This is a genomic window from Burkholderia sp. PvR073, from assembly GCF_054055695.1.
This window is the reverse complement of the sequence record NZ_JBSRXO010000006.1, coordinates 199,248-223,867: the sequence shown is the minus strand read 5'-3', so window position 1 is coordinate 223,867 and position 24,620 is coordinate 199,248. Positions and strand designations below refer to the sequence as shown.

Below are 24,620 nucleotides of genomic sequence, written 5' to 3'. Positions count from 1 at the left end.
TCGCGCGCCGCGCGGCCGGCGTGAGCGGGTGTCCGGCGCCGATCCGGGGCCGGGTTGCCCGCCTCGGATCGAATTCCGGCGCGCGCGCGGTACACGCTTGCCACGCATCTGTCCCTTGATTGACGCGCGGACTGCGCGGCCCGCCTGGAGCGGGCCCGCGCGGCCGGCGCGCGGGTCGCGGCAGCCGGTCGCGGGCCTGCCCGACATGACGTGAACCGCCGCTCGGCTCTAAAATGCCGGGGTTATCTTCCCGGTGCTTCGCCATGCTTGCCCGCTTTCCCCTGTATCTGCGGCTCGTCCGGATGGACAAGCCGATCGGCAGCCTGCTGCTGCTCTGGCCGACGCTCAACGCACTGTGGATCGCGTCGGACGGCCATCCGCGCTGGCCGCTGCTCGCGATCTTCGTGCTCGGCACGCTGCTGATGCGCTCGGCCGGCTGCGCGATGAACGACTATGCCGACCGCGATTTCGACCGTCACGTGAAGCGCACGGCCGACCGGCCGCTGACGTCCGGCAAGATCCGCGCATGGGAAGCCGTCGCGATCGCGGTGGTGCTGGCCTTCATCTCGTTCCTGCTGATTCAGCCGCTCAATACGCTGACGAAAGAGCTGTCGGTCGTCGCGCTGTTCGTCGCGGGCTCGTATCCGTTCATGAAGCGTTTCTTCGCGATTCCGCAGGCGTATCTCGGCATCGCGTTCGGCTTCGGCATCCCGATGGCGTTCGCGGCCGTGCAGGACACGGTGCCGATGCTCGCGTGGGTGATGCTGATCGCGAACATCTTCTGGTCGGTCGCGTACGACACCGAATACGCGATGGTCGACCGCGACGACGACATCAAGATCGGCATTCGCACGTCCGCGCTGACGTTCGGCCGCTTCGACGTCGCGGCCGTCATGCTCTGCTATGCGGCGACGCTCGGCATCTATGTGTGGATCGGCGTGACGCTCGGCTTCGGCCTCGCGTACTGGGCCGGCTGGGCCGCGGCGGCCGGCTGCGCGCTGTATCACTACACGCTGATCAAGGACCGTGAGCGGATGCCGTGCTTCGCGGCGTTCCGGCACAACAACTGGCTCGGCGGCGTGCTGTTCGCGGGGATCGCCGCGCACTACCTGCTGGCGGGCACGGCAGGCAACTGAAGCGGCCGCGCGCCGGCGCGCGATGCCAACAAAAAAGCGGCCGAGGCCGCTTTTTTGTTGCCGGTGCCGGAAGCCCGGCGCAGCGCGCCGCGCTTACGCGCGGCCGAGCTCGTCACCCATTTCCTTCGCGCGTGCCTCGGCGGCCAGCGCGCCGCGCACGATCGCTTCCTTCACGCCCTGAGCGTCGAACGACGCGAGCGCGGCGGCCGTCGTGCCGCCCTTCGACGTCACGCGCTCGCGCAGCACGCTCGCCGGTTCGCCCGATTGCGCGGCGAGCTGCGCGGCACCCGCGAACGTCGCGACCGCGAGCGCGCGGCCCTGCTCGTCGTTCATGCCGAGGCGGCGCGCGGCTTCCTGCAGCGCTTCGATGAAATAGAACACGTAGGCCGGGCCGCTGCCCGAGATCGCGGTGACGGCATCGAGCTGCGCTTCGTCGTCGAACCAGACGATCTCGCCGACCGCGCCGAGCACGTTCGACGCGAGCTCGCGACCGGCCGCGTCGACGCCCGGCAGCGCGGCGAGGCCCGTCACGCCCATGCCGACCAGCGCGGGCGTGTTCGGCATCGTGCGCACGACGCGCGCGTAGTCGCCGAGCCAGCGGGCGAGGTCGGTGCCGCGGATGCCGGCCGCGATGCTGATCACGAGCTGCGACTTCAGATGCGGGGCGAGCGCCTGCGCGACGTCCTTCAGTACCTGCGGTTTCACCGCGAGCACGATCGCGTCGTAGCCTGCGAGCGCCGCGTCGATGGCCGCGCCGGTGCGGATACCGAATTGCTGCGCGGCGCGCGCGCGGACGTCCTCGTTGACGTCGATGGCATACAGGCCGTCAGCGGCGACGCCGCGCTTGATCAGGCCGCCGATCAGGGCCGCGGCCATGTTGCCGCCGCCAATGAATGCGATTTTCATGGTGTCGAATTGAGCAGGAGAGTGAACGGAAAGGCGGAACCGGGGGGCGCTCAGTGCGAATAGTCGCGTGCGCCGAAGAGCGCGGTGCCGACGCGCACGATCGTCGCGCCTTCGAGCACCGCGGCCTCGAGATCGGCGGACATGCCCATCGACAACGTGTCGAGCGGCAGGCCGTCGGCGCGCAGCGTATCGAACAGCGCACGCAGCGCACGATGCGGCGCGCGCTGCGCGTCGGTGTCGCCGGCCGGTTCGGGAATCGCCATCAGGCCGCGCAGGCGCAGCGTCGGCAGCGCGGCGACCGCGCGCGCGACTTCGGCCACGTCGGCCGGCGCGACGCCGCTCTTGGACGCCTCGCCGCTGATGTTCACCTGCACGCACACGTTGAGTGGCGGCAGGTGCGCGGGGCGCTGTTCGGCGAGGCGCTGCGCGATCTTCAGCCGGTCGACCGAATGGACCCAGTCGAACCGTTCGGCCACCGGGCGCGTCTTGTTCGATTGCAGCGGCCCGATGAAATGCCATTCGAGCCCGGTGCGCAGATCCGCGAGCGCGTCGATCTTGTCGATCGATTCCTGCACGTAGTTTTCGCCGAACGCGCGTTGTCCGGCCGCATGCGCGGCGCGCACGTCGTCGGCGGGAAACGTCTTCGACACGGCGAGCAGCGAGACGGTGGCGGGATCGCGGCCGGCCGCGCGGGCGGCGTCGGCGATGCGGCGGTGAACGGAGTCGAGACGGGCGGCGAAATCGGACATGACGGGCACGGAAGCAGGCACGAGAAGCGGATACCACGGCGGATACGGCAGCGGATGCGGCACGGCACGCGTCGCATCGATTCGCCCATTATACGGACGGGATGCCATGCGCGACCGGCCGAACCGGCGCCCCGCTAGCCGTACAGCAGATGCTCGACGAGCTGGATCCAGTGCGCGACCGGAATCTGCGTGCCGCTCTGCAGGTGCGCGATGCAGCCGACGTTGCCGGACACGATCATCTGCGGCTCGAGTGCCTGCAGCTTCAGCAGCTTCTGCTTGCGCAGCCGGTACGACAGCGATGGCTGCGTCAGCGAATAGGTGCCGGCCGACCCGCAGCACAGGTGGCTGTCGGCCGGCAGCCGCACCTCGATGCCGAGCGTCTCGAGCAGGCGCTCGACCTTGCCGCGCGACTGCTGGCCGTGCTGCAGCGTGCACGGCGGGTGGTACGCGACGGTATGGATCGCGCGGCGCCGCGCGAGCGTCGCGATCTCGGCCTCGAACGCGAGCAGCACGTCGGAGATGTCGCGCGTCAGCGCAACGATGCGCTGCGCCTTTTCCGCATAGGCCGGATCGTCACGCAGCAGGTGCGCATATTCGAGCACCGTCGCGCCGCAGCCCGATGCGTTCATGACGATCGCTTCGGCACCTTGCTCGATATACGGCCACCACGCGTCGATGTTGCGGCGTGCGTCGTCGAGCGCTTCGTCGTGATAGTTCAGGTGCAGGCGGATCGCGCCGCAGCAGCCCGCATCGGGCGCGACGATCGTCTCGACGCCGAGTGCGTCGAGCACGCGCGCGGTCGCGATGTTGATGTTCGGGAGCATCGACGGCTGCACGCAGCCGCCGAGCATCAGCATCTTGCGCGGATGCGTGCGCTGCGGCCATTCGAGCAGCCGCTGGCGTGGCGGTACCTTGTCGCGCAGCCGTTTCGGCAACAGCGGCCGCACGTGCTGGCCGAGCCGCATGACCGGCGAGAACAGCGCCGCGTTCGGCACGAGGCTCGCGAGCACGCGGCGCAGGAGCCGCTGCTGTACCGGGCGCTGCACCTGTGCCTCGACGTGCTTGCGGCCGATCTCGACGAGCCGCCCGTACTGGACACCCGACGGGCAGGTCGTCTCGCAGCTGCGGCAGGTGAGGCAGCGATCGAGGTGCTGCTGCGTGCTGCGCGTGACGGGCGCGCCTTCGACCATCTGCTTGATCAGGTAGATGCGCCCGCGCGGGCCGTCGAGTTCGTCGCCGAGCAACTGATAGGTCGGGCACGTCGCGGTACAGAAGCCGCAATGCACGCACTTGCGCAGGATCGCGTCGGCCTCGTCGCCGTCGGGCGTATTGCGGATGAAATCGGCGAGGTTGGTTTGCATCGAGATCAGGGTTTGTTTACACAGGCAACGCGCATGCGTTGCCACGAATTAAACAATTCATGTCACGGGAATGCCCGAGATCGCCCGGATGGCGTCGTCGCTCATCCCTTTGGGGGACCAGCGATTCAGGGCATTCGCATGTGCGTTCCATATGTCAGCACCCTAAAGATCGGGGTAGAGCCGGCCGCGGTTGAAGATGCGTGCGGGATCGAACGCAGCCTTCAGCCCGCGGTGAATCTTCATCAGCGGCGCGGGCAGCGGCGTGAACACGCCCGCGCTGCGGTCGTAGGTGTCACCCGCGCGGAACAGCGTCGCATGGCCGCCAGCCTGCTTCGCGCTCATGCGCACCGTCTGCGCATCGGCGTCGGTGATCCACCAGCGCTGCGCGCCGCCCCATTCCATCAGCTGGGTGCCGGGCAGGTGCATCGGTTCGGTGATCGACGGCAGCGCGAGGCGCCACAGCGCATAGCCGGGCGGGACGCCGTTGAAGAACGGATCGGCATGCTCGCGCAGGCCGGCCCAGAAGCGCTCGGCCTCGACCGCGTCGACGACTTCGCCGCCGAGCAGCGTCTTCGCCGATTTCACGGCGGCCTCGGCGCCCGACAGCCGCAGCACCAGCGTGCCGTTGCGCCACGCGCTCGCGCTGACGGGCAGCGGATGGCCGCCCCATTCGTTGAGCTTGCGCACCGCGTCGGTCGCGGTCATCTCGAACTTCAGCGTGACTTCGGCGACCGGCACCGGCAGCACCTTGATCGACAGCTCGAGCATCAGCCCGAGCGTGCCGAGCGAGCCGGCCATCAGCCGCGACACGTCGTAGCCGGCGACGTTCTTCACGACCTGGCCGCCGAAGCGCAGCAGCTCGCCGCGCCCGTTCATCAGCGTGACGCCGAGCACGAAATCGCGCGGGGCGCCGCAGGTCGCGCGGCGCGGGCCCGCGAGGCCGGCCGCGATACAACCGCCGACGGTAGCCGTGCGGCCGAAGTGCGGCGGCTCGAACGGCAGCATCTGGCCGCACTCGGTGAGGGCGGTTTCAAGCTGCGCGAGCGGCGTGCCCGCGCGGACCGTGACGACGAGTTCGGCCGGGTCGTATGACACGATGCCCTGCAACGCGCGCGTGTCGAGTATTTCGCCGTCCAGCGCCTGGCCGTACCAGTCCTTGGTGCCGCCGCCGCGAATCCGCAGCGGCCGGCCGTCGGCACTGGCGGTGCGGATGCGCTCGGCCCATCCGGCGACGATGTCGTCCTCTTCCATGTTCCGTTGCTATCTCGTCTTGTTGTCCGGTCGATTGTACCGGGGTGGCGCGAATCCACATCGCGACTATCCCTAAGCCCCGTATCACGAAAGCATGCAGGCGCCGTCGCGCGGATGGCCGGCGCGCGGGCAGGGCGGTACGTCGCGGCCCGCGCGTCGGCACGGGGCGCGCCGCCGCGCGGTGCTCAGAAGCGCGGCAGGTCGGGGTGCGGCAGCAACCCCCCGCGCACGTGCTGGCGACCGTATTCCGCGCAGCGCGCACGGGTCGGAATGCCCTTGTCGGGATTGAGCAGCCCGGCCGGATCGAACGCGCGCTTGACCGCGAAGAACGCATCGCGCTCCTGCGGGGAGAACTGTACGCACATCGAATTGAGCTTTTCGATACCGACGCCGTGCTCGCCCGTCACGCTGCCGCCGAATTCCACGCAGCATTCGAGGATTTCCGCGCCGAACTGCTCGGCACGGTGCAGCTCGTCCGGATCGTTCGCGTTGTAGAGGATCAGCGGATGCATGTTGCCGTCGCCGGCATGGAACACGTTGATGCAGCGCAATCCGTATTGCGTCTCGAGCTGCTCGATGCGCGCGAGCAGCGGGCCGATCGCGCGGCGCGGCACGGTGCCGTCCATGCAGTAATAATCGGGGGAAATGCGCCCGGCGGCCGGAAATGCGTTCTTGCGGCCCGACCAGTAGCGCAGCCGCTCGCTTTCGTTGCGCGAGACCTGGATGCGCGTCGCGCCATGCTCGCGCAGCACGGCCGTCATGCGCACGACTTCCTCCGCGACTTCCTCCGGCGTGCCGTCCGATTCGCACAGCAGGATCGCCTTCGCGTCGAGGTCGTAGCCCGCGTGCGTGAACGCCTCGACGGCCTGGGTGGCCGGCTTGTCCATCATCTCGAGCCCGGCCGGGATGATGCCCGACGCGATGATCGCGGCGACCGCCTCGCCGCCCTTCACGACATCGTCGAAGCTCGCCATCACGAGCTGCGCGGTCTGCGGTTTCGGGATCAGTTTCAACGTGACCTCGGTGACGATCGCGAACATCCCTTCGCTGCCGATCATCACCGCGAGCAGGTCGAGGCCCGGCGTGTCGAGGCCGAGCGAGCCGAATTCGACGATCTCGCCGTCGATCGTGACCGCGCGCACCCGCATGACGTTGTGCACGGTCAGCCCGTATTTCAGGCAGTGGACGCCGCCGGAATTTTCCGCGACGTTGCCGCCGATCGTGCAGGCGATCTGCGACGAAGGATCGGGTGCGTAGTACAGCCCGTAAGGCGCGGCGGCTTCCGAAATCGCGAGGTTGCGCACGCCGGGCTGCACGGTGGCCGTGCGCGCGTACGGATCGACCTCGACGATGCGCGTAAAGCGCGCGAGCGACAGCACGACGCCGTTGCCGATCGGCAGCGCGCCGCCCGACAGGCTCGTGCCCGCGCCGCGCGGCACGATCGGCACTTCCATGCGGCGGCAGATCTGCACGATCCGCTGCACCTGCGATTCGGTTTCGGGCAGCGCGACCGCGAGGGGCAGCCGCCGGTACGCGGACAGGCCGTCGCATTCGTACGGCGCGGTGTCTTCGTCGCGGAACAGCAGGCAATGCGTCGGCAGCACGGCCATCAGCGCCTGCACGACTTCGCGCTGGCGCTGCGCGCGGGTCGCGCTCGACAGTTCGACGGAAGCGTTCATTGGGTCTCCTGCGGCGGCGCGGCGGCGCGCCGCCGTGTCAGCACGTGAAGATCTTGCCGGGATTCATCAGGTTGCGTGGATCGAGCGCGAGCTTGATCGCGCGCATCGCGTCGATCGCGTTGTCGCCGTGCTCCTTCGGCAGGAAGCGCATCTTGTGCAGCCCGACGCCGTGTTCGCCGGTGCAGGTGCCGCCGAGGCGCAGCGCGCGTTCGACGATCCGGTCGTTGATGCGTTCGGCTTCGTCGATTTCCTCGGGCTTGTCGGGATCGATCAGGATCGCGACGTGGAAATTGCCGTCGCCGACGTGGCCGACGATCGGGCAGGGCAGCGACGACGCGCGCAGGTCGACTTCGGTCTCCTCGACGCACGCGGCGAGCTGCGAGATCGGCACGCACACGTCGGTCGTCACCGCGCGGCAGCCGGGTTTCAACTGCAGCATCGCGAAGTACGCATTGTGGCGCGCGGCCCAGAGCCGCGTGCGATCCTCGGGGCGGGTCGCCCATTCGAAGCCCTGGCCGTTGTTCTGGCCCGCGAGCGCCTGCACGAGCTCGGCTTGTTCCTTCACGCCGGCTTCGGTGCCGTGGAATTCGAAGAACAGCGTCGGCGCCTCGGCGAGCGTCAGGTTCGAGTGGCGGTTGATCGAGCGCACCGCGAGCGAATCGACGAATTCGACGCGCGCGATCGGCACGCCGATCTGGATCGTCTCGATCACGGTGCGCACCGCGTCGCCCATTGTCGGGAACGTGCAGATCGCGGCCGACACGGCTTCGGGCAGCGGATGCAGGCGCAGCGTGATCTCGGTGATCACGCCGAGCGTGCCTTCGGAGCCGACGAACAGGCGGGTGAGGTCGTAGCCGGCGGACGACTTGCGCGCGCGCGAGCCTGTCTTCACGACGCGGCCGTCGGCGAGCACGGCGCTCAGGCCGAGCACGTTCTCGCGCATCGTCCCGTAGCGCACGGCGTTGGTGCCCGACGCGCGGGTCGCGGTCATCCCGCCGATGCTGGCGTCGGCGCCCGGATCGATCGGGAAGAACAGGCCGGTGTCGCGCAGCGCTTCGTTGAGCGCCTTGCGCGTGATGCCCGGTTCGACCGTGACCGTCAGGTCTTCCGCGTTGATCGACAGCACGCGGTTCATTTCCGACAGGTCGAGCGATACGCCGCCGCGCACGGCGAGCAGGTGGCCTTCGAGCGACGAGCCGGCGCCGTACGGAATCAGCGGCACACTGTAGAGCGCGCACAGCGACACGACTTCGCGGACTTCATCCGCGCTGCGGGCGAACACGACGACGTCGGGGAGTTGCGGATCGAATGGCGATTCGTCGCGGCCGTGATGGGTGCGGACGGCGTCGGCGGTCGACACGCGCTCGCCGAAGGCGGCGCGCAGCGCATCGAGCATCGCGGGCGGGAGGGGGCGGCGCGTGGCGGCCGGCGTGTCGGGGTGATTCACTCGTGTCTCCTGACGGCTGCTTGTCAAACTTTCAGTTCATTCTACGCTGCAACGTCCGCTGCGGCCCCCGCCGCGGGCTGCGATAATCGCGTACCAACCCAACCGGGCCGCGTCGCGGCCGCGCACGAGAGGACATTCGCATGGGCCACCGCTTGAGCAAGATCGCCACGCGCACGGGTGACGACGGCACCACCGGCCTCGGCGACGGCCGCCGCATCGGCAAGGACGACACGCGGATCGCCGCGATCGGCGACGTCGACGAACTGAACTCGACGCTCGGCGTGTTGCTTGCCGAGCCGCTTCCGGACGACGTCCGCACCGCGCTCGTCACGATCCAGCACGACCTGTTCGATCTGGGCGGCGAGCTGTGCATCCCCGGCCATGGAGTGCTCGACGACACGCACCTCGCGCGCCTCGACCGGTGGCTGGCCGACTACAACGCGACGCTGCCGCCGCTGAAGGAATTCATCCTGCCGGCCGGCTCGCGCGCGGCGTCGCTTGCGCACGTGTGCCGGACGGTGTGCCGCCGTGCCGAGCGCTCGATCGTCGCGCTCGGGCGCACCGACACGCTCAATGATGCGCCGCGGCGTTACGTGAACCGCCTGTCGGATCTGCTGTTCGTGCTGGCGCGCGTGCTGAACCGCGCGGACGGCGGCTCGGACGTGCTGTGGGAGCGCGGGCGCGTGCGCTGACGCCCGGCAGCGTTTTCCGCACTGCGACAATTTGCCCGAGGGGCGCTGGTTTTTTAAAGATGTATTGTGTGAGCATGTTTAACGGAGAACGAACATGACCCACATCACCGCTGACCAGATGGCCCGTGTGAAGGCCACCGCCCCCGTCCTTGCCGAGCACGGCGCGACGATCACGAAGCATTTCTATCAGCGCATGTTCGCGCGTCATCCGGAACTGAAGAACCTGTTCAACCAGACGCACCAGAAGACCGGCAGCCAGCCGGAAACGCTCGCGAAGGCTGTCTACGCGTATGCCGCGAACATCGACAACCTCGGTGCGCTGGGCGGCGCGGTGTCGCGCATCTCGCACAAGCACGCGAGCCTCAATATCCGGCCGGAGCATTACCCGATCGTCGGCGAGAACCTGCTCGCGTCGATCGTCGAAGTGCTCGGCGACGCGGTCGACGCGGAAACGCTCGAAGCCTGGCGCGTCGCATACGGCCAGCTCGCGCAGATCATGATCGGCGCCGAGGCCGACCTGTACGCGAACGCCGCATGGAGCGGCTTCCGCCCGTTCAAGGTTGCCCGCAAGGTGCGCGAAAGCGACGAGATCACGTCGTTCTACCTGACCCCCGCTGACGGCGGCGACGCGCCGAAGTTCGAGCCGGGCCAGTACATCTCGGTGAAGCGCTTCGTCGGCGACCTGGGGGTCGACCAGCCGCGCCAGTACAGCCTGTCCGACGCGCCGCACGGCAAGTGGCTGCGCATTTCGGTGAAGCGGGAGGCCGGCCGGCCGGAAGCGATCCCGGCCGGCAAGGTGTCGACGCTGATGCACGACGGCGTGGAAGAGGGCGCGATCGTCGAAGTGACCGCGCCGATGGGCGACTTCTCGCTGAAGCGCGACGCCGAGACGCCGGTCGTGCTGATCTCGGGCGGTGTCGGCATCACGCCGATGATGTCGATGGCGTCGACGCTGATCGCCGAAGGCAGCAAGCGCGAAGTGCGGTTCGTCCACGCATGCCGTTCGGGCGCGGTACACGCGTTCCGCGACTGGCTGAACGATGCGGCGCGCGAGCACGCGAACGTGAAGCGCACGGTGCTGTACGAGCTGGTCGGCCCGAACGACCGTGCCGGTGTCGATCACGACCTCGAAGGGCGCCTGACGCCGGAGCGCGTGAAGCAGCATGCGCTGGTGCCGGATGCCGACTACTACATCTGCGGCCCGATCGCGTTCATGAAGGCGCAACGTGATGCGCTCGTCGCCCTGGGCGTCGCGCCGGAGCGTGTGAACACCGAGATCTTCGGCTCGGGCGCGCTCGAGTGAGGAATCTGACGGCCGGTTCCGGCCAAGACAATGAAAAAAACCGGCGCGAGCCGGGTTTTTTCATTGGGGTGCAGGCTGCAGGCCGCGGGCGGTACGCGCCGCGCCGGGGCCTGGAGGCGCTCAGTTCCCGCTGCCGCGTGCGACGCGGCGTGCCTTCACCGATTCCGCGAGGCCTTCGAGCACCTTCACGCTGTCGTCCCACGCGATGCACGCGTCGGTGATGCTCTGGCCATAGGTCAGCGGGCAGCCTTCCTTCAGGTCCTGGCGCCCCTCGACGAGGTGCGACTCGATCATCACGCCGACGATGCGCTCGTCGCCGGCCGCGATCTGGCGGCCGATGTCCGCGCACACGGGAATCTGGTTCTCGTGCTTCTTCGAGCTGTTCGCGTGGCTCGCGTCGATCATCAGGCGCGCGGCGAGGCCGGCCTTGCCGATGTCCACGCACGCGGCGTTCACGCTGTCCGCGTCGTAGTTCGGCGTCTTGCCGCCGCGCAGGATCACGTGGCAGTCCTCGTTGCCGGCCGTCGACACGATCGCCGAGTGGCCGCCCTTGGTCACCGACAGGAAATGGTGCGGCTGCGACGCGGCCTTGATCGCGTCGACCGCGATCTTCACGTTGCCGTCGGTGCCGTTCTTGAAGCCGACCGGGCACGACAGCCCCGACGCCAGCTCGCGGTGCACCTGCGACTCGGTCGTGCGCGCGCCGATCGCGCCCCACGAGATCAGGTCGGCGATGTACTGCGGGCTGATCATGTCGAGGTATTCGGTCGCGGCCGGCAGCCCCATCTCGTTGATCTGCAGCAGCAGTTCACGCGCGGTGCGCAGCCCTTCGTTGATCTTGAAGCTGTTGTCCAGGTGCGGATCATTGATGAGCCCCTTCCAGCCGACCGTCGTGCGCGGCTTCTCGAAGTACACGCGCATCACGATTTCCAGCTCGCCCTTGAAGCGCTCGCGCTCCTTCACGAGCCGCCCCGCGTACTCGATCGCCGCCTTCGTATCGTGGATCGAGCACGGCCCGATCACGACGATCAGCCGGTCGTCCATCCCGTGCAGGATGCGGTGCATCGACTCGCGCGAGTGGTAGATCAGCTCGGACGCGGCCTCGGAGCACGCGAATTCGCGGATCAGGTGGGCGGGCGGCGTCAGTTCCTTGAGTTCGCGAATGCGGACGTCGTCGGTGTTGTGCGGGGGCATGCTGTTTTCTCCTGTGTCGACCGGCGTACTTACTCCGATCCCATGCAAAGCTGTTGAGGGCGCCGACCAAGTACTACGCGTGCGGCAAATTCATCGATTCGGGCAATTCAGGGGTGTCGGCCGGGGCCGCGGGACTGCTGCGGCGGCGACCGGCTGGCGAAGGGCGAAAAAAAACCGCCGGGTTCGCCGGCGGTTTTTCGGGAATTTCGGTTGCGCTTTACGCGCCATCAACCCTCTCGATCCGCCAGCGGTCTGAGATGCCAAAAAAAGTAAAAATAAAACTTGGCGGACATGACGGAGATTCGGTTCGTCAAAAAAGTTGATTCGGAATTTATACCCCGTCGCCGTGCAGCTGGCAACCGGGGATGTCAAAAAATGCGGACAATCCGCGCGTTTTATTCAAAATGCGCGGATTGTCTGCGTCGTGATGCGGTTATGCCGTACCGCCGACCGTCATCTTGTCGATCCGCAGGGTCGGTTGGCCGACGCCGACCGGCACGCTCTGGCCTTCCTTGCCGCACACGCCGACGCCCGAGTCGAGCGACATGTCGTTGCCGATCATGCTCACGTACTTCAGCGATTCCGGGCCGCTGCCGATCAGCGTCGCGCCCTTCACCGGGTAGGTGACCTTGCCGTTTTCGATCATGTACGCCTCGGACGCCGAGAACACGAACTTGCCGTTCGTGATGTCGACCTGGCCGCCGCCGAAGTTCACCGCGTACAGGCCGTTCTTCACCGACGCGATGATTTCCTGCGGATCCTTGTCGCCGTTGAGCATGTACGTGTTGGTCATGCGCGGCATCGGCAGCGCCGCGTACGATTCGCGCCGCGCGTTGCCGGTGACGGGCATCTTCATCAGGCGCGCGTTCAGCGTGTCCTGGATGTAGCCCTTCAGGATGCCGTCCTCGATCAGCGTCGTGCATTGCGTCGGATTGCCTTCGTCGTCGATGTTCAGCGAGCCGCGGCGGTTCGGCAGCGTGCCGTCGTCGACCACCGTCACGCCCTTCGCGGCGACCTGCTCGCCGATGCGGCCGGCGAACGCCGACGAACCCTTGCGGTTGAAGTCGCCCTCGAGACCGTGGCCGATCGCCTCGTGCAGCAGCACGCCCGGCCAGCCCGGCCCGAGCACGACCGTCATCGCGCCGGCCGGCGCGGGGCGGGCATCGAGGTTCACGAGCGCGGCGTGCACGGCGTCGTCGACGTAGCGCGACAGCACGTCGTCGGTGAAGTAAGCGTAGTCGAAGCGCCCGCCGCCGCCGCCGGAGCCGATCTCGCGGCGGCCGTTCTGCTCGGCGATCACCGTGACCGACACGCGCACGAGCGGGCGGATGTCGGCCGCGAGCGCGCCGTCGCTGCGCGCGACCAGCACGACATCGTATTCGCCGGCGAGGCCCGCCATCACCTGCGTGACGCGCGGGTCGCGCCCGCGCGCCATCTGCTCGATGCGCTCGAGCAGCTTGACCTTGGCGGTCGCGTCGAGCGACGCGAGCGGATCGGACGGCAGGTACAGGTCGCGGCCCGAGATGCCCGTCAGCGACGTCGCGGCCTTGATCTTCTGGCGGCCGCCGCCGGCCGCCGCGATCGCCTTGGTGGCCGCGGCCGCCTGCGCGATGGCTTCCGGCGACAGGTCGTCCGAGTAAGCGAACGCGGTGCGGTCGCCCGCGACCGCGCGCACACCGACGCCCTGGTCGATGCTGAAGCTGCCCGACTTCACGATGCCTTCCTCGAGGCTCCACGCTTCGCTGCGGGTCGCCTGGAAGTACAGGTCCGCGTAGTCGACGCGATGCGTGAAGATGTCGGCGATCGTGCGCGTGAGCAGGCTCTCGTCGAGGCCGTACGGCGTGAGGAGGATGTCCTTCGCCAGCGCAAGATTGCGGATGCCGGGTTCGATGATGTTCATGCGGGTATCGAGGGTTCTCAAAAAGTTGTCGGGTGCGTTCTGGGCAGATGGGTTGGCCGGGCGGCGTTTCAAGCGCCGGGGCGGTTCAGCGGGTCAGGCCAGCACGCGATGCCGCCACGCGGGCAGGCTCTGGCGCACGTCGGCGATACGCTGCGGATCGAGCGCGCCGGTCACGACGCTCGCGCCTTCGTCGCGGACCGCGACGATCTCGCCCCACGGGTCGATCAGCATGCTGTGGCCCCAGGTGCGCCGGCCGTTCTCGTGCTTGCCGCCCTGGGCGGCCGCGAGCACGTAGCATTGGTTCTCGACGGCCCGCGCGCGCAGCAGCATTTCCCAGTGCGCGCGACCCGTCGTATAGGTAAACGCCGACGGCACGACGATCAGTGCGCAGTCGCCCATCCTGCGATACAGCTCCGGAAAGCGCAGATCGTAACAGACCGACAGGCCGACCCGCCCGAACGGCGCGTCGAACGTGACGACCGTCTCGCCCGCGCGGATCGTGCGCGCCTCGTCGAACGATTCGTCGCCTTTCTCGAAGTTGAAGAGGTGGATCTTGTCGTAGCGGGCCGCCTCCTGGCCGCTCGGATCGAACACGAGCGTCGTGTTCAGCACGCGATCGGGTTCCGGCGCCTTCAGCGGCAGCGTGCCGCCGATTACCCAGATGCCGTGACGCTGCGCGGCCTGCGCGAGAAACTGCTGGATCGGACCGTCGCGGTAGGGTTCGGCGAGCGCGAGCTTGTCGGTGTCGCGATGGCCCATGAAGCAGAAATACTCGGGCAGCAGCACGAGCTGGGCGCCGTCGCCGGCCGCTTCCGCGATCAGGCGGCCGGCTTCGGCGAGATTGCGCGTGACGTCCGGCGTGCTCACCATCTGCAGCGCGGCGACCCGAAAGGGCGTGGCGGAACGGGTGTGATCGGTCATCGCTGGATCGATTGCGTCATAAATAGGGTGCGGCCCGGCACCCTGCGCGCGTCAATGGCTCGCCGCATCGGCCGGACCGTGATTCATCTTACCCTGATCGCCCCGCACCCGCTCGATGTGCGGATGCGCCCACGAGCCCGTGATCGCGTAGTCGAGCGCGAACGCGTGCGACAGCGTCTGAGACAGCGCGTAGTTCGCGGCCAGCACGCCGACGCCGAGCAGCGGATTGATGATCGCGGCCGCGATCGCCGCCGTGCCGGCGCCGATCTTCGGCGCGACGTGCGCGTGCAGGTCCTGCGTCTCGGCGCCGAGGTCGACCGCGCCGCGCACCGTCACGTTCGCCGGCGCCGTCGTCATCGAGAAGTCGTCGGTGCGCGCGATCCCGTTCGAGATCCGGCTGGTGCCCGTGATCTTGTCGAACGGCAGCCCCTTGCCGACCACGTCGCGGAAATTCAGTGTCAGGAAGCGCGCGAGACTCTGCAGGCTCAGCACGCCGAGCAGTTTCGCGGCACCCGGATCGACCTTCAGGATCTGGCCGTGCTCGAGATCGACCGCGACCTGGCCGCCGAGCGACGGCAGATCGACCGCGGTGGGGCCGCCGCGCCAGCCGACCTTGCCGGTCACCGTGCCGTGGCCGTTCGCGACCGTGCGCGGCAGGCCGACGAGATCGAGCAGCGCGCCCGCGTTGCCGATGTCGAGCTTGAAGTCGAACACGCTGCGACGCGGCGCGTCGTTTTCGTCGACGCCGCTGGCGAGCGCGCGGCGCGACGTGCGCCAGTTGCCGGTCGCCGTCAGCTTCGCCGCCGGGTTCGCCAGCTCGAGCTTGTCGAGCTGCCACACCGGCGCGCCGTCCTCGTCGATGTTGCGCGCATTGACGACGAGCCGGCCGATGTCGTGATCGCGCGCGACGACCTGGTCGACGATCAGGTCGACCGACGGCATCGGCCGGTCGGTCGGCGTCGGCAGGTTCATCGCGCGGCCGACGAGGTCGTGCTGCGCGCTTTGCGGAATCACCAGCTTCGCAAGCCGCGCGTTCAGCACGCCCGCGCCGTTGTGGCCGCCGCCCTGCGCCCACGACAGGTAGCCCGAGACCTGGTTCGACGCGATGTTCGCCTGCCACAGCTCGTCGACGTGCGACGCGCCGATGATCACGTTTTCCCAGTTGCGCTTGAGCAGCTTCAGCGTGCCGAAGTGAAGCGCGAAGCGCTTCGGCGTGAAGCTCGCGACGTCGATGCGCGGTGCGGCCTGTTCCGGTGCGCGCGGCGTGTCGTGCGGCAGCGTGCGGGCCAGTGCGAGCCATGCGTCGGCGTCCAGTTCGTCGACGTCGACGGCGGCGCTCACGCCGTCCTGCGGCAGGTCGGGCATCCGGTGGATGCCCATCGCGCCGCGCACCGCGCGCAGCGGCTGGCCGTGCGTCGCGTCGAGCAGATAGGTCGCGGACACGGGGCCGAGCGTCAGGTCGGCATGTTCGAGGCGCTTGCCGTCCACCTCGGCGGCCGGCTGCAGCGTGAAGCGGAACGGCATCGGCGTGCCGGCCGGTTTCGCGAACGGCGCGGGGAAGTTCAGCGCGACGCCCGTCAGGTCGGAACGCGCGCTGACCTCCGGCAGGCGGCCCGGCGCGCCACGCACGGCGACCTGGTACGGCGCGTCGCCGACCACATGCTCGAGCAGCGCCGCGGCCGTGCCGCGCAGGTTCAGGCCGCGCGCGGCGTCGAGCGCGAGCTTGCCGTCGACGTCCACCGCGTACGGGCCATGCGACTGGAAGTTGCCGTTCGCGCGCACCGGGCCGCCGAGGAAGCGCCCCGAGAGATTGTGCAGCGACGCGCCGGCCTCGCTGAACCGCACGCTGCCGCGCAGTGCGGACAGCGGCGGCACGCCGTCGGTCGACAGCGTGTTGCCGCCGAACGCGAGGGCGCCTTCGACGTGCGTATGCGGATGCGGCACGTGCTGCGGAATCGTGATCTTCAGCGCGAGCGACGCAGGCCCCTGCGCGTCGATCCGCTGGCCGATGTGCCCGCTCATCGTGCCGAGCGAGCTGTTGTCCGCGTAGTCGATCAGGTCCGCGAGCGGGCCTTGCGCATGGCCGTCGATGATGAGCGGCGACTTCGACGGGTTGCCGAGATCGTCGATCCGGCCGGCCACCTGGGTCAGCGCGACGCGCTTGTAGCGCGCGCGGGCGATGTCGAAGCGCAGCTTGTTCTGCGCGAGCTCGAACACGCCGTCGATCCCGTCGAGTGCCGGCCAGACGCTCGGCGTGCCGTTCGCGAGCTTGCGCGGCGGGTACGGCGTCGGCTCGAAGCGCCCGCCGGTGAACGGCGCGACGATATGGAACACGCCGGCATCCGGCTCGTGTTCGAACGGGAATTTCTCGAGCGGGCCGCGCGCGACGATCGACGCGCCCTTGGTCACCTGGCCGTCCTGCAGCGCATGGCCGAGATACTCGCGCAGGCGTTCGGACATCCCGGTCGGCAGGTAGCGCGGAATGCGCGCCACCGACGCGCGCGCGAAATCCGCGCGCAGGTCGAGCGAGCCGCGGCCGTGGCCGGGGTTCGTGTACGAGCCCGACACCGCGATCTCGGCATCGGGGTTCGAGACGAACAGGTCGGGCAACGTGACGTCGACGCGCGCGTGCTTGTCGCCCGGCGCCGGCGTGATCACCCATTTCGCGTTGCCGCGCAGCCGGTCGAAGGTCAGGCGCGGCTGGTCGAATTCGCCGGGCACTGTGACCGCGGCGTTGACCGTGTCGAAGTGCGCGCTGCCGCCGGTTTCCTTCGCATCGATGCGGCCCCACAAATTCTCGACGCCCGGCCAGCCGGCGCGCGGGTGACCGCGCGGGGACAGGCCCGGCGGCGGCTCCTGCGCGGCGACGCTGATGCCCTGCAGATCGCCGAGGAAGCGGTAGCGCACGATCGGCGCGGCGCCCATGCGCCGCTCTTCGTCGGCAAGGTCGGGCCGCGCCGGCTTCGCGCGTTCGACCTCGATGTGGTAGTTCGACACCATCCCGCGCGGGTCGAGCTTGATCAGCTCGTTGCGCAGGCGTGCCGGCAGAGGCAGCCCGCGGATGAACTCGCTGAGGATGCCGAGATCGACGCGGTCGCCGACGACGCTCAGCAATTGGCCCTGGTCGGCGGCCGGTACGCGGTAGCGGGCGGTCAGCGTCGACAGCGCGAGCGAGCGGGCGAGCGGCGTGCCGTCCGGCAGCGGCGGCTGCCCGAGCTCCGCGTTGAAGCGCGTCAGGTGCAGCGTGTAGTCGCGGCCGGCGTTCAGCGCCATGTCCCAGCCGAACCCGACCGTCGGCACGTCGAGGCGCGGCTGGGTCGGCCGCACGCGCAGCACGACGTCGGCGCCTTGCAGGTCGCCGCCCGCGGAGCGCAGGTGGCCGTCCTGGAAGGTCGCCCAGATCGCGTTGTCGATCCGGCCCGCATGGATCGTGAGCGGGATGTCGAGATAGCGGCCGAGGGTCTGCAGGTCGACCGGGCCGGTCGACAGGTACGCGTCGCCGGTCCAGTTCGTCGGCTTGCCGATCGGCGCGAGCGGCTTGTGCCGGAAGCGCGCGCGGAAATCGAGCGGGCCGAGCAGCAGCGTGCCGTTCGCGGGCGCCTGCAGCGCGGCCTTGTGCACGCGGCCGTGGTTGAGCACCGCGAGGCGGATGCCCGACAGCGCGAGCTCCGGTGCGTCGTGCTGCGCGTCGCGCCAGCGCAGCGTGCCGTTGCGCAGCACGATCGCTTCCTGCTTCAGCAGCCACGTGCCGAACGTGTCGTTGCCGCCGTGGGTGGTCGCGACACCGACGCCCGCGACGCTCAGCGAGCCGTCGGCCGCCCGCGCGACGACGAGGTCGGGGTGGTCGACGATCAGGCTCGACAGCGCGGGCGACAGCCGCAGCAGCGACATCCACGACAGCGCGGCCGTCGCGTGCGGGACCGACAGCGCGATCCGGCCGTCACGGCCGCGAATCGTGAGGTTGGCGACTTCGACGCCCGGCTGCATGCCGGACCAGTGGGGAGACAGTTTGCCGATCGAAAGCTGCGCGTGGAGCTTGTCGGACACCGCGCGCTCGATGCGCGGGCGGAATTCGTCGATGCGCGGCAGCAGCACGTAGCGCAGCCCGAGGAACGAGGCGGACGCGACGAAGTAGGTGCCGATACCGACTGCCAGCGTCACCCTGAACACGCGACGCAGGACAGGATGATCGTGCTTCGGAGGTCCCGCTTCGGGCGCAGGTACGGCGGATTCCTGACGGTCGGACATGCGGCGGAAGGGCGGCGATATGGTAGTTTTGCAGACTGACGTTGAAATGTATCACAGGGGTTCGTGCCGGCGGCCGTTGAGGCAGCACGGCACGGGCTTTCCGGCGCGCGGTTTTCGCGGCGGCGCACCCGCGCCGCGATACCGCGCCGAGTCCAAGGAGCCTGTCGGCAGCGGGGCGCGCATGCGTCGCCCCGCAGCGGCGGGCCTTACCGCCAGGCCCGTTTTTCGATGACCGACGCTTCCGCACTGACCAGCCCGTCCTACTCCCGCTACCTCGCCCGCGCGGCCGCCGCGCGTCCCGCGCTGTCCGACCGGATCGCCGCGTGGGCGGCCGCGCCGCTGTCCCGCGCGCAGCTCGACGCGCGCCTGAGCGAGCTGCTCGCGCTGCCGGCCGGCACGGCCGCGCCGAGCGACGAGCAGTTGAAGCGCGCGCTGCGGCAGTTGCGTGTCGAAGTGTTCGGCGCGGTCGCGGAGCGCGACCTGCGCGGCCTCGCGGACGTCGCCGAGGTGACGGGCGCGATGACCGATCTCGCCGAAGTGGCCGTGCAGCGCTCGCTCGCGCTGCTGTCCGCCGAGCTCGAGACGATGTACGGCGAGCCGCGCGGCGCCGACGGCCAGCGCGTCGTGCTCGGCGTCGTCGGGATGGGCAAGCTGGGCGGCCGCGAGCTGAACGTGTCGTCGGACATCGACCTGATCTTCGTCTACGAGGACGACGGCGAGACGGCCGGCGGCACGCGCTCGCCGCTGTCCACCCAGGAATACTTCACGCGGCTCGGCCGGCGCCTGATCGGCGTGCTGTCCGAGGTCACGGCCGACGGCTACGTGTTTCGCGTCGACATGCGGCTGCGCCCGAACGGCGATTCGGGACCGCTCGTCTGCAGCCTCGGGATGCTCGAGGAGTATTTCTACGTGCAGGGGCGCGAATGGGAGCGCTACGCGTGGATCAAGGGGCGGCTCGTGTCGGAAGGCGACAGCGAGGCGGCGCGGCGGCTCGAGTCGCAGCTCGAATCGATCGTCAAGCCGTTCGTCTACCGCCGCTATCTCGACTTCGGCGTGATCGGCGCGATCCGTTCGCTGCACCAGCAGATTCGCCACGAAGCCGCGCGCCGCGCGTCGATGCGGCCCGACAAGGCCGACGACATCAAGCTCGGGCGCGGCGGGATCCGCGAGATCGAGTTCAGCGCGCAGGTGTTCCAGCTGATCCGCGGCGGCCAGGATGCGGGGTTCCGCGTGCGGCCGACGCTCGCGGTGCTGCGCCATGCGCAGGCGCGCGGGCTGATCGGCGAGGACGTGCGCGAGCGGCTGACCGACGCGTACAACTTCCTGCGCACGCTCGAGCACCGGCTGCAGTACCGCGACGACGCGCAGACGCATGCGATGCCGGTCGATCCGGACGAGCGCGCGGCGCTGGCCGCCTCGCTCGGCTTTGCGGACTACGCGGCGCTGATGACGGTGCTCGATGGCTACCGCACCTTCGTCGAGGCGCAGTTCGACCAGATTTTCGCGGACAAGGTGAGCGGCGGCCCCTGCGCGGCGGGCGAGGACACGGCGGCCGCATGGATCTGGAGCGGCGCGCTCGCCGACGACGGCGAAGACCACGCGCTGCTCGCGCGCCTCGACGGCCTGGGCTTCGCCGATCCGGCGGCCGTGCTCGCGCGGCTGCGCGCGATCTGGCAGTCGTCGCGCTACGCGGGCCTGCCGGAAAAGAGCCGGCAGCGCTTCGACAGCGTCGCGCAGCGCGCGCTCGAGGCCGCGCCGCGGATCGACGCCGCGCGCCGCGACGAAACGGTCGTGCGGCTGTTCGACCTGCTCGAGACGGTCAGCCGGCGCGGCGTCTATCTCGCGCTCCTGACCGAGTACCCGGCCGCGCTCGACCGCGTGCTGTCCGTGCTCGGCGCGACGCGCTGGGGCGGCGGCTACCTGATCCGCCATCCCCAGCTGCTCGACGAACTGCTCGACGACGAAGCGATCGCGAGCCCGTTCGACTGGCCCGCGTTCAAGGATGCGCTGCGTGCGCGTCTCGCGGCGGCCGACGGCCCCGAGCAGCAGATGGACCTGTTGCGGCATGCGCAGCACGCGGAGGTGTTCCGCATCCTGCTGATCGACCTGGCGGGCCAGCTGTCGGTCGAGCACGTGAGCGATCGCCTGTCCGAGCTCGCCGACGCGGTGCTCGACGTGACGATCGAAGTGGTCTGGTCGCAGCTCGCGAAGCGCCATCGCGACGTGCCGAAGTTCGCGGTGATCGCGTACGGCAAGCTCGGCGGCAAGGAGCTCGGCTACGCATCGGATCTCGACCTGATCTTCCTGTACGACGATCCCGACGAGCGCTCGGCGGACGTCTACACGACATTTACGCGACGGCTGATCACCTGGCTCACGACCGCGACCGGCGCGGGCGCGCTGTTCGACATCGACCTGCGGCTGCGGCCGAACGGCGAGGCCGGGTTGCTCGTGACCGATCTCGATGCATTCCGCCGCTACCAGCTGCGCGAGGGCGATGCGGCGAACACCGCGTGGGTGTGGGAGCACCAGGCGCTCACGCGCGCCCGCTACAGCGCGGGCGACACGCAGATCGGCATGGACTTCGAGGCGATCCGTCAGCAGGTGCTAACGACACCGCGCGACGGCGACGTGCTCGCGAAGGAAATCGTCGACATGCGCGGCAAGGTGTTCGCGGGCCATCCGAACCAGACCGAGCTGTTCGACCTGAAGCACGATCGCGGCGGGATGGTCGACATCGAGTTCATCGTCCAGTACTGGGTGCTGCTGCATGCGTCGAGCGACGCCGAGCTGATCCGCAACACCGGCAATATCGCGCTGCTGCGCGAGGTCGCGCGCTTCGGGCTGATGAGCGAGGACGAGGCCGAGCGTGTCGGCGCGGCATACCGCAAGTACCGGAAGCTGCAGCACAAGCTGCGGCTCGACGGGATGGAGAAGGCGCGGGTCGATCCGGCCCTGGTGGCCGACGAGCGGGCGGCCGTGACGGCGCTGTGGACGCGCGTGTTCGGGGCCGTCGAAACGGGCGTTTGAGTCGGACGTTCGAATCCGCGGCCCGCGGCACTGGGCGGGCGTGATCGAGCGTTTGCCCGCCCAAAAAAAGACCGGCATGCGCCGGTCTTTTTGCATTCGGCCAACGGCTGCCAGCGTCAGGCCGCCAGCATTTCCTTCGCGTGCTTGCGCGTCGTCGCGGTGATCTCGAGCCCGCCGAGCATCCGTGCGACTTCCTCGACCCGGCTCGTCTTGTCGAGCGGGATGACCGACGAGACGGTGCCGCCGCGGTCGTCGGCGCCTTTCGCGACCTGGTAGTGATGGTCGCCGCGCGCGGCCACCTGCGGCAGGTGTGTCACGCACAGCACCTGGCGGTCACGCCCCAGCTGGTGCAGCAGGCGGCCGACCACTTCGGCGACGCCGCCGCCGATTCCCGTGTCGACTTCGTCGAAAATCAGCGTCGGCGTCGGGCTTGCCGCGCTCGCGATCACCGCGAGCGCGAGGCTGATCCGCGCGAGTTCGCCGCCCGACGCGACTTTCGCGAGCGGCCGCAGCGGCACGCCGGGATGCCCGGCGACCCGGAATTCGACCTGCTCGAGCCCGTGCGGGCCGCCGTCGGCGAGCGGTACGAGCGCGACTTCGAAGCTGCCGCCCGCCATCGACAGTTCCTGCATGCCGGCCGTGACGGCCGTGCCGAGCGCCTTCGCTGCCTGCGTGCGAGCCTTCGACAGGTGTTTCGCGTCGGCGAGATAGGTTTCCCATGCCTTCGCCTGCGCGGCTTCGAGCGCGCCGAGATCGGCGGCCGCGTCGAGCGCGGCGAGCTGCGCGCGGCGTGCCGCATGTTCCTCGTGCAGGGTGCCGGGCGGCAGCCGGAACTTGCGGGCGGTCGTGTGCAGCGCGTCGAGGCGCGTTTCGACCTGCGCGAGCCGGGCCGGGTCGAGATCGAGGCGCTGCGCGTAGTGCGACAGTGAATAGACGGCTTCCTGCAGCTGGATCTCGGCCGGTTCGAGCGACGCGAGGGCATCGCCGAGCGCCGTGTCGTAGTCGGCCAGATTGCGCAGCTTCGACACGATCGCGCCGAGCTGCGGGAGCATCGCGTCGTCGGCCTCGGACAGCGCGTTGAGCGCGCCCTGCACGCCGGCGATCAGGTTCGCCGAGTGCGACAGCCGCTTGTGCTCGCTGCCGACTTCGTCCCATTCGCCCGGTTGCGGTGCGAGCTTGTCGAGTTCGGCGAGCTGCCACGCGAGCTTTTCGCGCTCGAGCTGCAGTTCGCGCTCGTGCGCCTTCGCGGCGTCGATCGCCTGCGTCGCGTCGCGCCATACGCGCCACGCGCGGGCGACGTTCGCGGCATCGGCGACGAGCCCCGCGTGCGTGTCGAACAGCTCGCGCTGCGCGTCGGGCCGCATCAGCAACTGGTGCGCGTGCTGGCCGTGGATGTCGACCAGCATCTCGCCCAGCTCGCGCAACTGCGCGAGCGTCGCGCTGGTGCCGTTGATGAACGCGCGCGAGCGGCCGTTCGCGTCGATCACGCGGCGCAGCATCACGGTGTCCTCGGCGTCGAACGCGTGCTCGTCGAGCCAGCGCGCCACGCGGTCGTGCGGCGTGAATTCGGCGGTGATGTCGGCGCGGCCGCAGCCGGCGCGCACGACGCTCGCGTCGGCGCGTTCGCCGAGTGCGAGGGCAAGGGCGTCGATCAGGATCGATTTGCCGGCGCCGGTTTCGCCGGAAAAGACGGTAAAGCCGCTGTCGAATTCGAGATCGAGCGCGGCGACGATGACGAAGTCGCGAATCGAGAGGTGGCGGAGCATGGTGTCGGGCTGTGGTGCGTCAGGACGCCGTGTCGTCTTCGTTCGATGCGTGTTCGTTCCAGTGCAGCTTCTTGCGCAGCGTCGCGTAGTAGCTGTAGCCGACCGGATGCAGGAACGGCACCGTGTGCTTCGAGCGGCGCACCTCGATCGTGTCGTTCAGTTCGAGCGCGGTGAACGACTGCATGTCGAAGTTCACGTTGACGTCGCGACCGCCGACGATCTGGATCGCGATCTTCGAATCGTCCGGCAGCACGATCGGCCGGTTCGACAGCGCATGCGGCGCGATCGGCACGAGCACGATGCCCTGGAGTTGCGGGTGCAGGATCGGGCCGGCCGACGACAGCGCGTACGCGGTCGAGCCGGTCGGCGTGGCGACGATCAGGCCGTCCGAACGCTGGTTGTACATGAACCGGCCGTCGACCGACGCGCGCAGCTCGACCATCCCGGAAAAGCCGCTGCGGTTCACGACGACGTCGTTGAACGCGAGCGCGTGGTAGATCGGTTCGCCGTCGCGCACGATCCGCGCCTCGAGCAACGAGCGCTCCTCGCGCTCGAACTTGCCCGACAGGATCACCGGGACGCGCGCCTGCATGTCGGCAGCCGCGATGTCGGTGATGAAGCCGAGCCGCCCGTGGTTGATCCCGATCAGCGGTGTCTTGTACGGCGCGAGCTGGCGGCCGATGCCGAGCATCGTGCCGTCGCCCCCGAGCACGACCGCCACGTCCGCGCGCGCCCCGATTTCGGCCGGAGTGAGCGCCGGGTAGCCGGAGATGCCGATCTCTCGAGCGGTGTCGACTTCGAACACGACCTCGAAGCCGAGCTTCGCGATGCAGCCGGCCAGCGTGGTGAGCGGCTCGGCGATGCCGGGCGTGTTGCTCCGGCCCACGAGCGCGACAGTGTTGAACTGATTACCGGTTTTCATGCCGGCATTACACCATAGCTCGTTGACGAAAAGAACCGGCTGTGCGCAGACGGGGCCGGATCGGTCGGCCCGCACGACTGTGGCCGCGGGCACTCGCCGTGCTGGCGCGGTTGCG

At 69.2% G+C, this 24,620-nt stretch carries 17 protein-coding genes; 5 read left to right on the top strand and 12 right to left on the bottom strand.

The genetic code is table 11. The features are described from left to right. The first annotated feature begins 263 nt into the window (after positions 1-263). Positions 264-1,136 (top strand): 4-hydroxybenzoate octaprenyltransferase, encoded by an 873-nt coding sequence (gene ubiA, locus ACVK00_RS19915; protein ID WP_175722622.1) that lies wholly within the window; start codon positions 264-266, stop codon positions 1,134-1,136. A gap of 93 nt (positions 1,137-1,229) precedes the next feature. Here the strand turns inward: ubiA and proC are convergent, their stop codons facing one another. The 6 genes from proC to ACVK00_RS19885 all read right to left on the bottom strand — a co-directional run bounded on the left by proC (position 1,230) and on the right by ACVK00_RS19885 (position 8,529). Further along, entirely contained in the window at positions 1,230-2,042 is an 813-nt protein-coding gene (gene proC / locus ACVK00_RS19910) for a pyrroline-5-carboxylate reductase (protein WP_138848216.1), read from the bottom strand. Between the two features lie 50 nt (positions 2,043-2,092). After that, a complete protein-coding gene (locus tag ACVK00_RS19905; RefSeq protein WP_006754454.1) occupies positions 2,093-2,791 on the bottom strand; it encodes a YggS family pyridoxal phosphate-dependent enzyme in 699 nt (232 codons plus the stop codon). A 134-nt stretch (positions 2,792-2,925) separates the two neighbouring features. Beyond that, positions 2,926-4,152, bottom strand: a complete 1,227-nt coding sequence (gene glcF / locus ACVK00_RS19900) for a glycolate oxidase subunit GlcF (protein ID WP_166724028.1) — start codon at positions 4,150-4,152, stop codon at positions 2,926-2,928. Between the two features lie 162 nt (positions 4,153-4,314). Continuing rightward, positions 4,315-5,403, bottom strand: coding sequence for a glycolate oxidase subunit GlcE (glcE, locus tag ACVK00_RS19895; protein ID WP_354122917.1), 1,089 nt, complete (start codon positions 5,401-5,403; stop codon positions 4,315-4,317). Between the two features lie 185 nt (positions 5,404-5,588). After that, the gene (locus tag ACVK00_RS19890) at positions 5,589-7,082 is read right to left on the bottom strand and encodes an FAD-linked oxidase C-terminal domain-containing protein (RefSeq protein ID WP_105785380.1); all 1,494 of its coding nucleotides are present in this window, start codon (positions 7,080-7,082) and stop codon (positions 5,589-5,591) included. 37 nt (positions 7,083-7,119) lie between these two features. Beyond that, positions 7,120-8,529: an FAD-binding oxidoreductase gene (locus ACVK00_RS19885; protein WP_284894845.1), complete on the bottom strand. Its 1,410-nt coding sequence runs from the start codon at positions 8,527-8,529 to the stop codon at positions 7,120-7,122. 140 nt (positions 8,530-8,669) lie between these two features. On the opposite strand from ACVK00_RS19885, the gene ACVK00_RS19880 reads away from it, so the two are divergent. Together ACVK00_RS19880 and hmpA are read left to right on the top strand one after the other, a co-directional pair. Next, on the top strand, positions 8,670-9,221 hold the full coding sequence (locus ACVK00_RS19880) for a cob(I)yrinic acid a,c-diamide adenosyltransferase (RefSeq protein ID WP_012363141.1): 552 nt from the start codon (positions 8,670-8,672) through the stop codon (positions 9,219-9,221). Between the two features lie 94 nt (positions 9,222-9,315). Further along, complete coding sequence (gene hmpA / locus ACVK00_RS19875) at positions 9,316-10,524, top strand: NO-inducible flavohemoprotein (RefSeq protein ID WP_284894844.1); 1,209 nt, start codon at positions 9,316-9,318, stop codon at positions 10,522-10,524. A 120-nt stretch (positions 10,525-10,644) separates the two neighbouring features. Here the strand turns inward: hmpA and aroG are convergent, their stop codons facing one another. Continuing rightward, entirely contained in the window at positions 10,645-11,718 is a 1,074-nt protein-coding gene (gene aroG, locus ACVK00_RS19870; RefSeq protein ID WP_284894843.1) for a 3-deoxy-7-phosphoheptulonate synthase AroG, read from the bottom strand. A 53-nt stretch (positions 11,719-11,771) separates the two neighbouring features. On the opposite strand from aroG, the gene ACVK00_RS19865 reads away from it, so the two are divergent. Continuing rightward, positions 11,772-12,041 carry a hypothetical protein gene (locus ACVK00_RS19865; protein ID WP_354122918.1) on the top strand — a complete coding sequence of 90 codons (270 nt, stop codon included), beginning with the start codon at positions 11,772-11,774 and terminating at the stop codon, positions 12,039-12,041. A 110-nt stretch (positions 12,042-12,151) separates the two neighbouring features. Here the strand turns inward: ACVK00_RS19865 and tldD are convergent, their stop codons facing one another. The 3 genes from tldD to ACVK00_RS19850 form a co-directional block, all read right to left on the bottom strand. Then, positions 12,152-13,618: a metalloprotease TldD gene (tldD, locus tag ACVK00_RS19860; RefSeq protein WP_166724034.1), complete on the bottom strand. Its 1,467-nt coding sequence runs from the start codon at positions 13,616-13,618 to the stop codon at positions 12,152-12,154. 93 nt (positions 13,619-13,711) lie between these two features. Beyond that, complete coding sequence (locus tag ACVK00_RS19855) at positions 13,712-14,539, bottom strand: carbon-nitrogen hydrolase family protein (RefSeq protein WP_284894842.1); 828 nt, start codon at positions 14,537-14,539, stop codon at positions 13,712-13,714. 51 nt (positions 14,540-14,590) lie between these two features. Continuing rightward, positions 14,591-18,787, bottom strand: a complete 4,197-nt coding sequence (locus ACVK00_RS19850) for a YhdP family protein (RefSeq protein WP_284894841.1) — start codon at positions 18,785-18,787, stop codon at positions 14,591-14,593. A gap of 228 nt (positions 18,788-19,015) precedes the next feature. Here ACVK00_RS19850 and glnE point away from each other — a divergent pair, with 228 nt between their 5' ends. Then, complete coding sequence (gene glnE, locus ACVK00_RS19845) at positions 19,016-21,817, top strand: bifunctional [glutamate--ammonia ligase]-adenylyl-L-tyrosine phosphorylase/[glutamate--ammonia-ligase] adenylyltransferase (protein WP_284894840.1); 2,802 nt, start codon at positions 19,016-19,018, stop codon at positions 21,815-21,817. 116 nt (positions 21,818-21,933) lie between these two features. On the opposite strand, the gene recN is transcribed toward glnE, so the two are convergent. Further along, positions 21,934-23,583: a DNA repair protein RecN gene (recN, locus tag ACVK00_RS19840; protein ID WP_228906911.1), complete on the bottom strand. Its 1,650-nt coding sequence runs from the start codon at positions 23,581-23,583 to the stop codon at positions 21,934-21,936. Positions 23,584-23,602: 19 nt separating this feature from the next. Then, entirely contained in the window at positions 23,603-24,505 is a 903-nt protein-coding gene (locus ACVK00_RS19835; protein ID WP_006752731.1) for an NAD kinase, read from the bottom strand. Between the last annotated feature and the right edge of the window lie 115 nt (positions 24,506-24,620).

Coding starts and splice junctions, on each gene's coding strand:
- ubiA (WP_175722622.1), top strand. CDS start 264: ATGCTTGCCCGCTTTCCCCTGTATCTGCGGCTCGTCCGGATGGACAAG.
- proC (WP_138848216.1), bottom strand. CDS start 2,042: ATGAAAATCGCATTCATTGGCGGCGGCAACATGGCCGCGGCCCTGATC.
- ACVK00_RS19905 (WP_006754454.1), bottom strand. CDS start 2,791: ATGTCCGATTTCGCCGCCCGTCTCGACTCCGTTCACCGCCGCATCGCC.
- glcF (WP_166724028.1), bottom strand. CDS start 4,152: ATGCAAACCAACCTCGCCGATTTCATCCGCAATACGCCCGACGGCGAC.
- glcE (WP_354122917.1), bottom strand. CDS start 5,403: ATGGAAGAGGACGACATCGTCGCCGGATGGGCCGAGCGCATCCGCACC.
- ACVK00_RS19890 (WP_105785380.1), bottom strand. CDS start 7,082: ATGAACGCTTCCGTCGAACTGTCGAGCGCGACCCGCGCGCAGCGCCAG.
- ACVK00_RS19880 (WP_012363141.1), top strand. CDS start 8,670: ATGGGCCACCGCTTGAGCAAGATCGCCACGCGCACGGGTGACGACGGC.
- hmpA (WP_284894844.1), top strand. CDS start 9,316: ATGACCCACATCACCGCTGACCAGATGGCCCGTGTGAAGGCCACCGCC.
- aroG (WP_284894843.1), bottom strand. CDS start 11,718: ATGCCCCCGCACAACACCGACGACGTCCGCATTCGCGAACTCAAGGAA.
- tldD (WP_166724034.1), bottom strand. CDS start 13,618: ATGAACATCATCGAACCCGGCATCCGCAATCTTGCGCTGGCGAAGGAC.
- ACVK00_RS19855 (WP_284894842.1), bottom strand. CDS start 14,539: ATGACCGATCACACCCGTTCCGCCACGCCCTTTCGGGTCGCCGCGCTG.
- ACVK00_RS19850 (WP_284894841.1), bottom strand. CDS start 18,787: ATGTCCGACCGTCAGGAATCCGCCGTACCTGCGCCCGAAGCGGGACCT.
- glnE (WP_284894840.1), top strand. CDS start 19,016: ATGACCGACGCTTCCGCACTGACCAGCCCGTCCTACTCCCGCTACCTC.
- recN (WP_228906911.1), bottom strand. CDS start 23,583: ATGCTCCGCCACCTCTCGATTCGCGACTTCGTCATCGTCGCCGCGCTC.
- ACVK00_RS19835 (WP_006752731.1), bottom strand. CDS start 24,505: ATGAAAACCGGTAATCAGTTCAACACTGTCGCGCTCGTGGGCCGGAGC.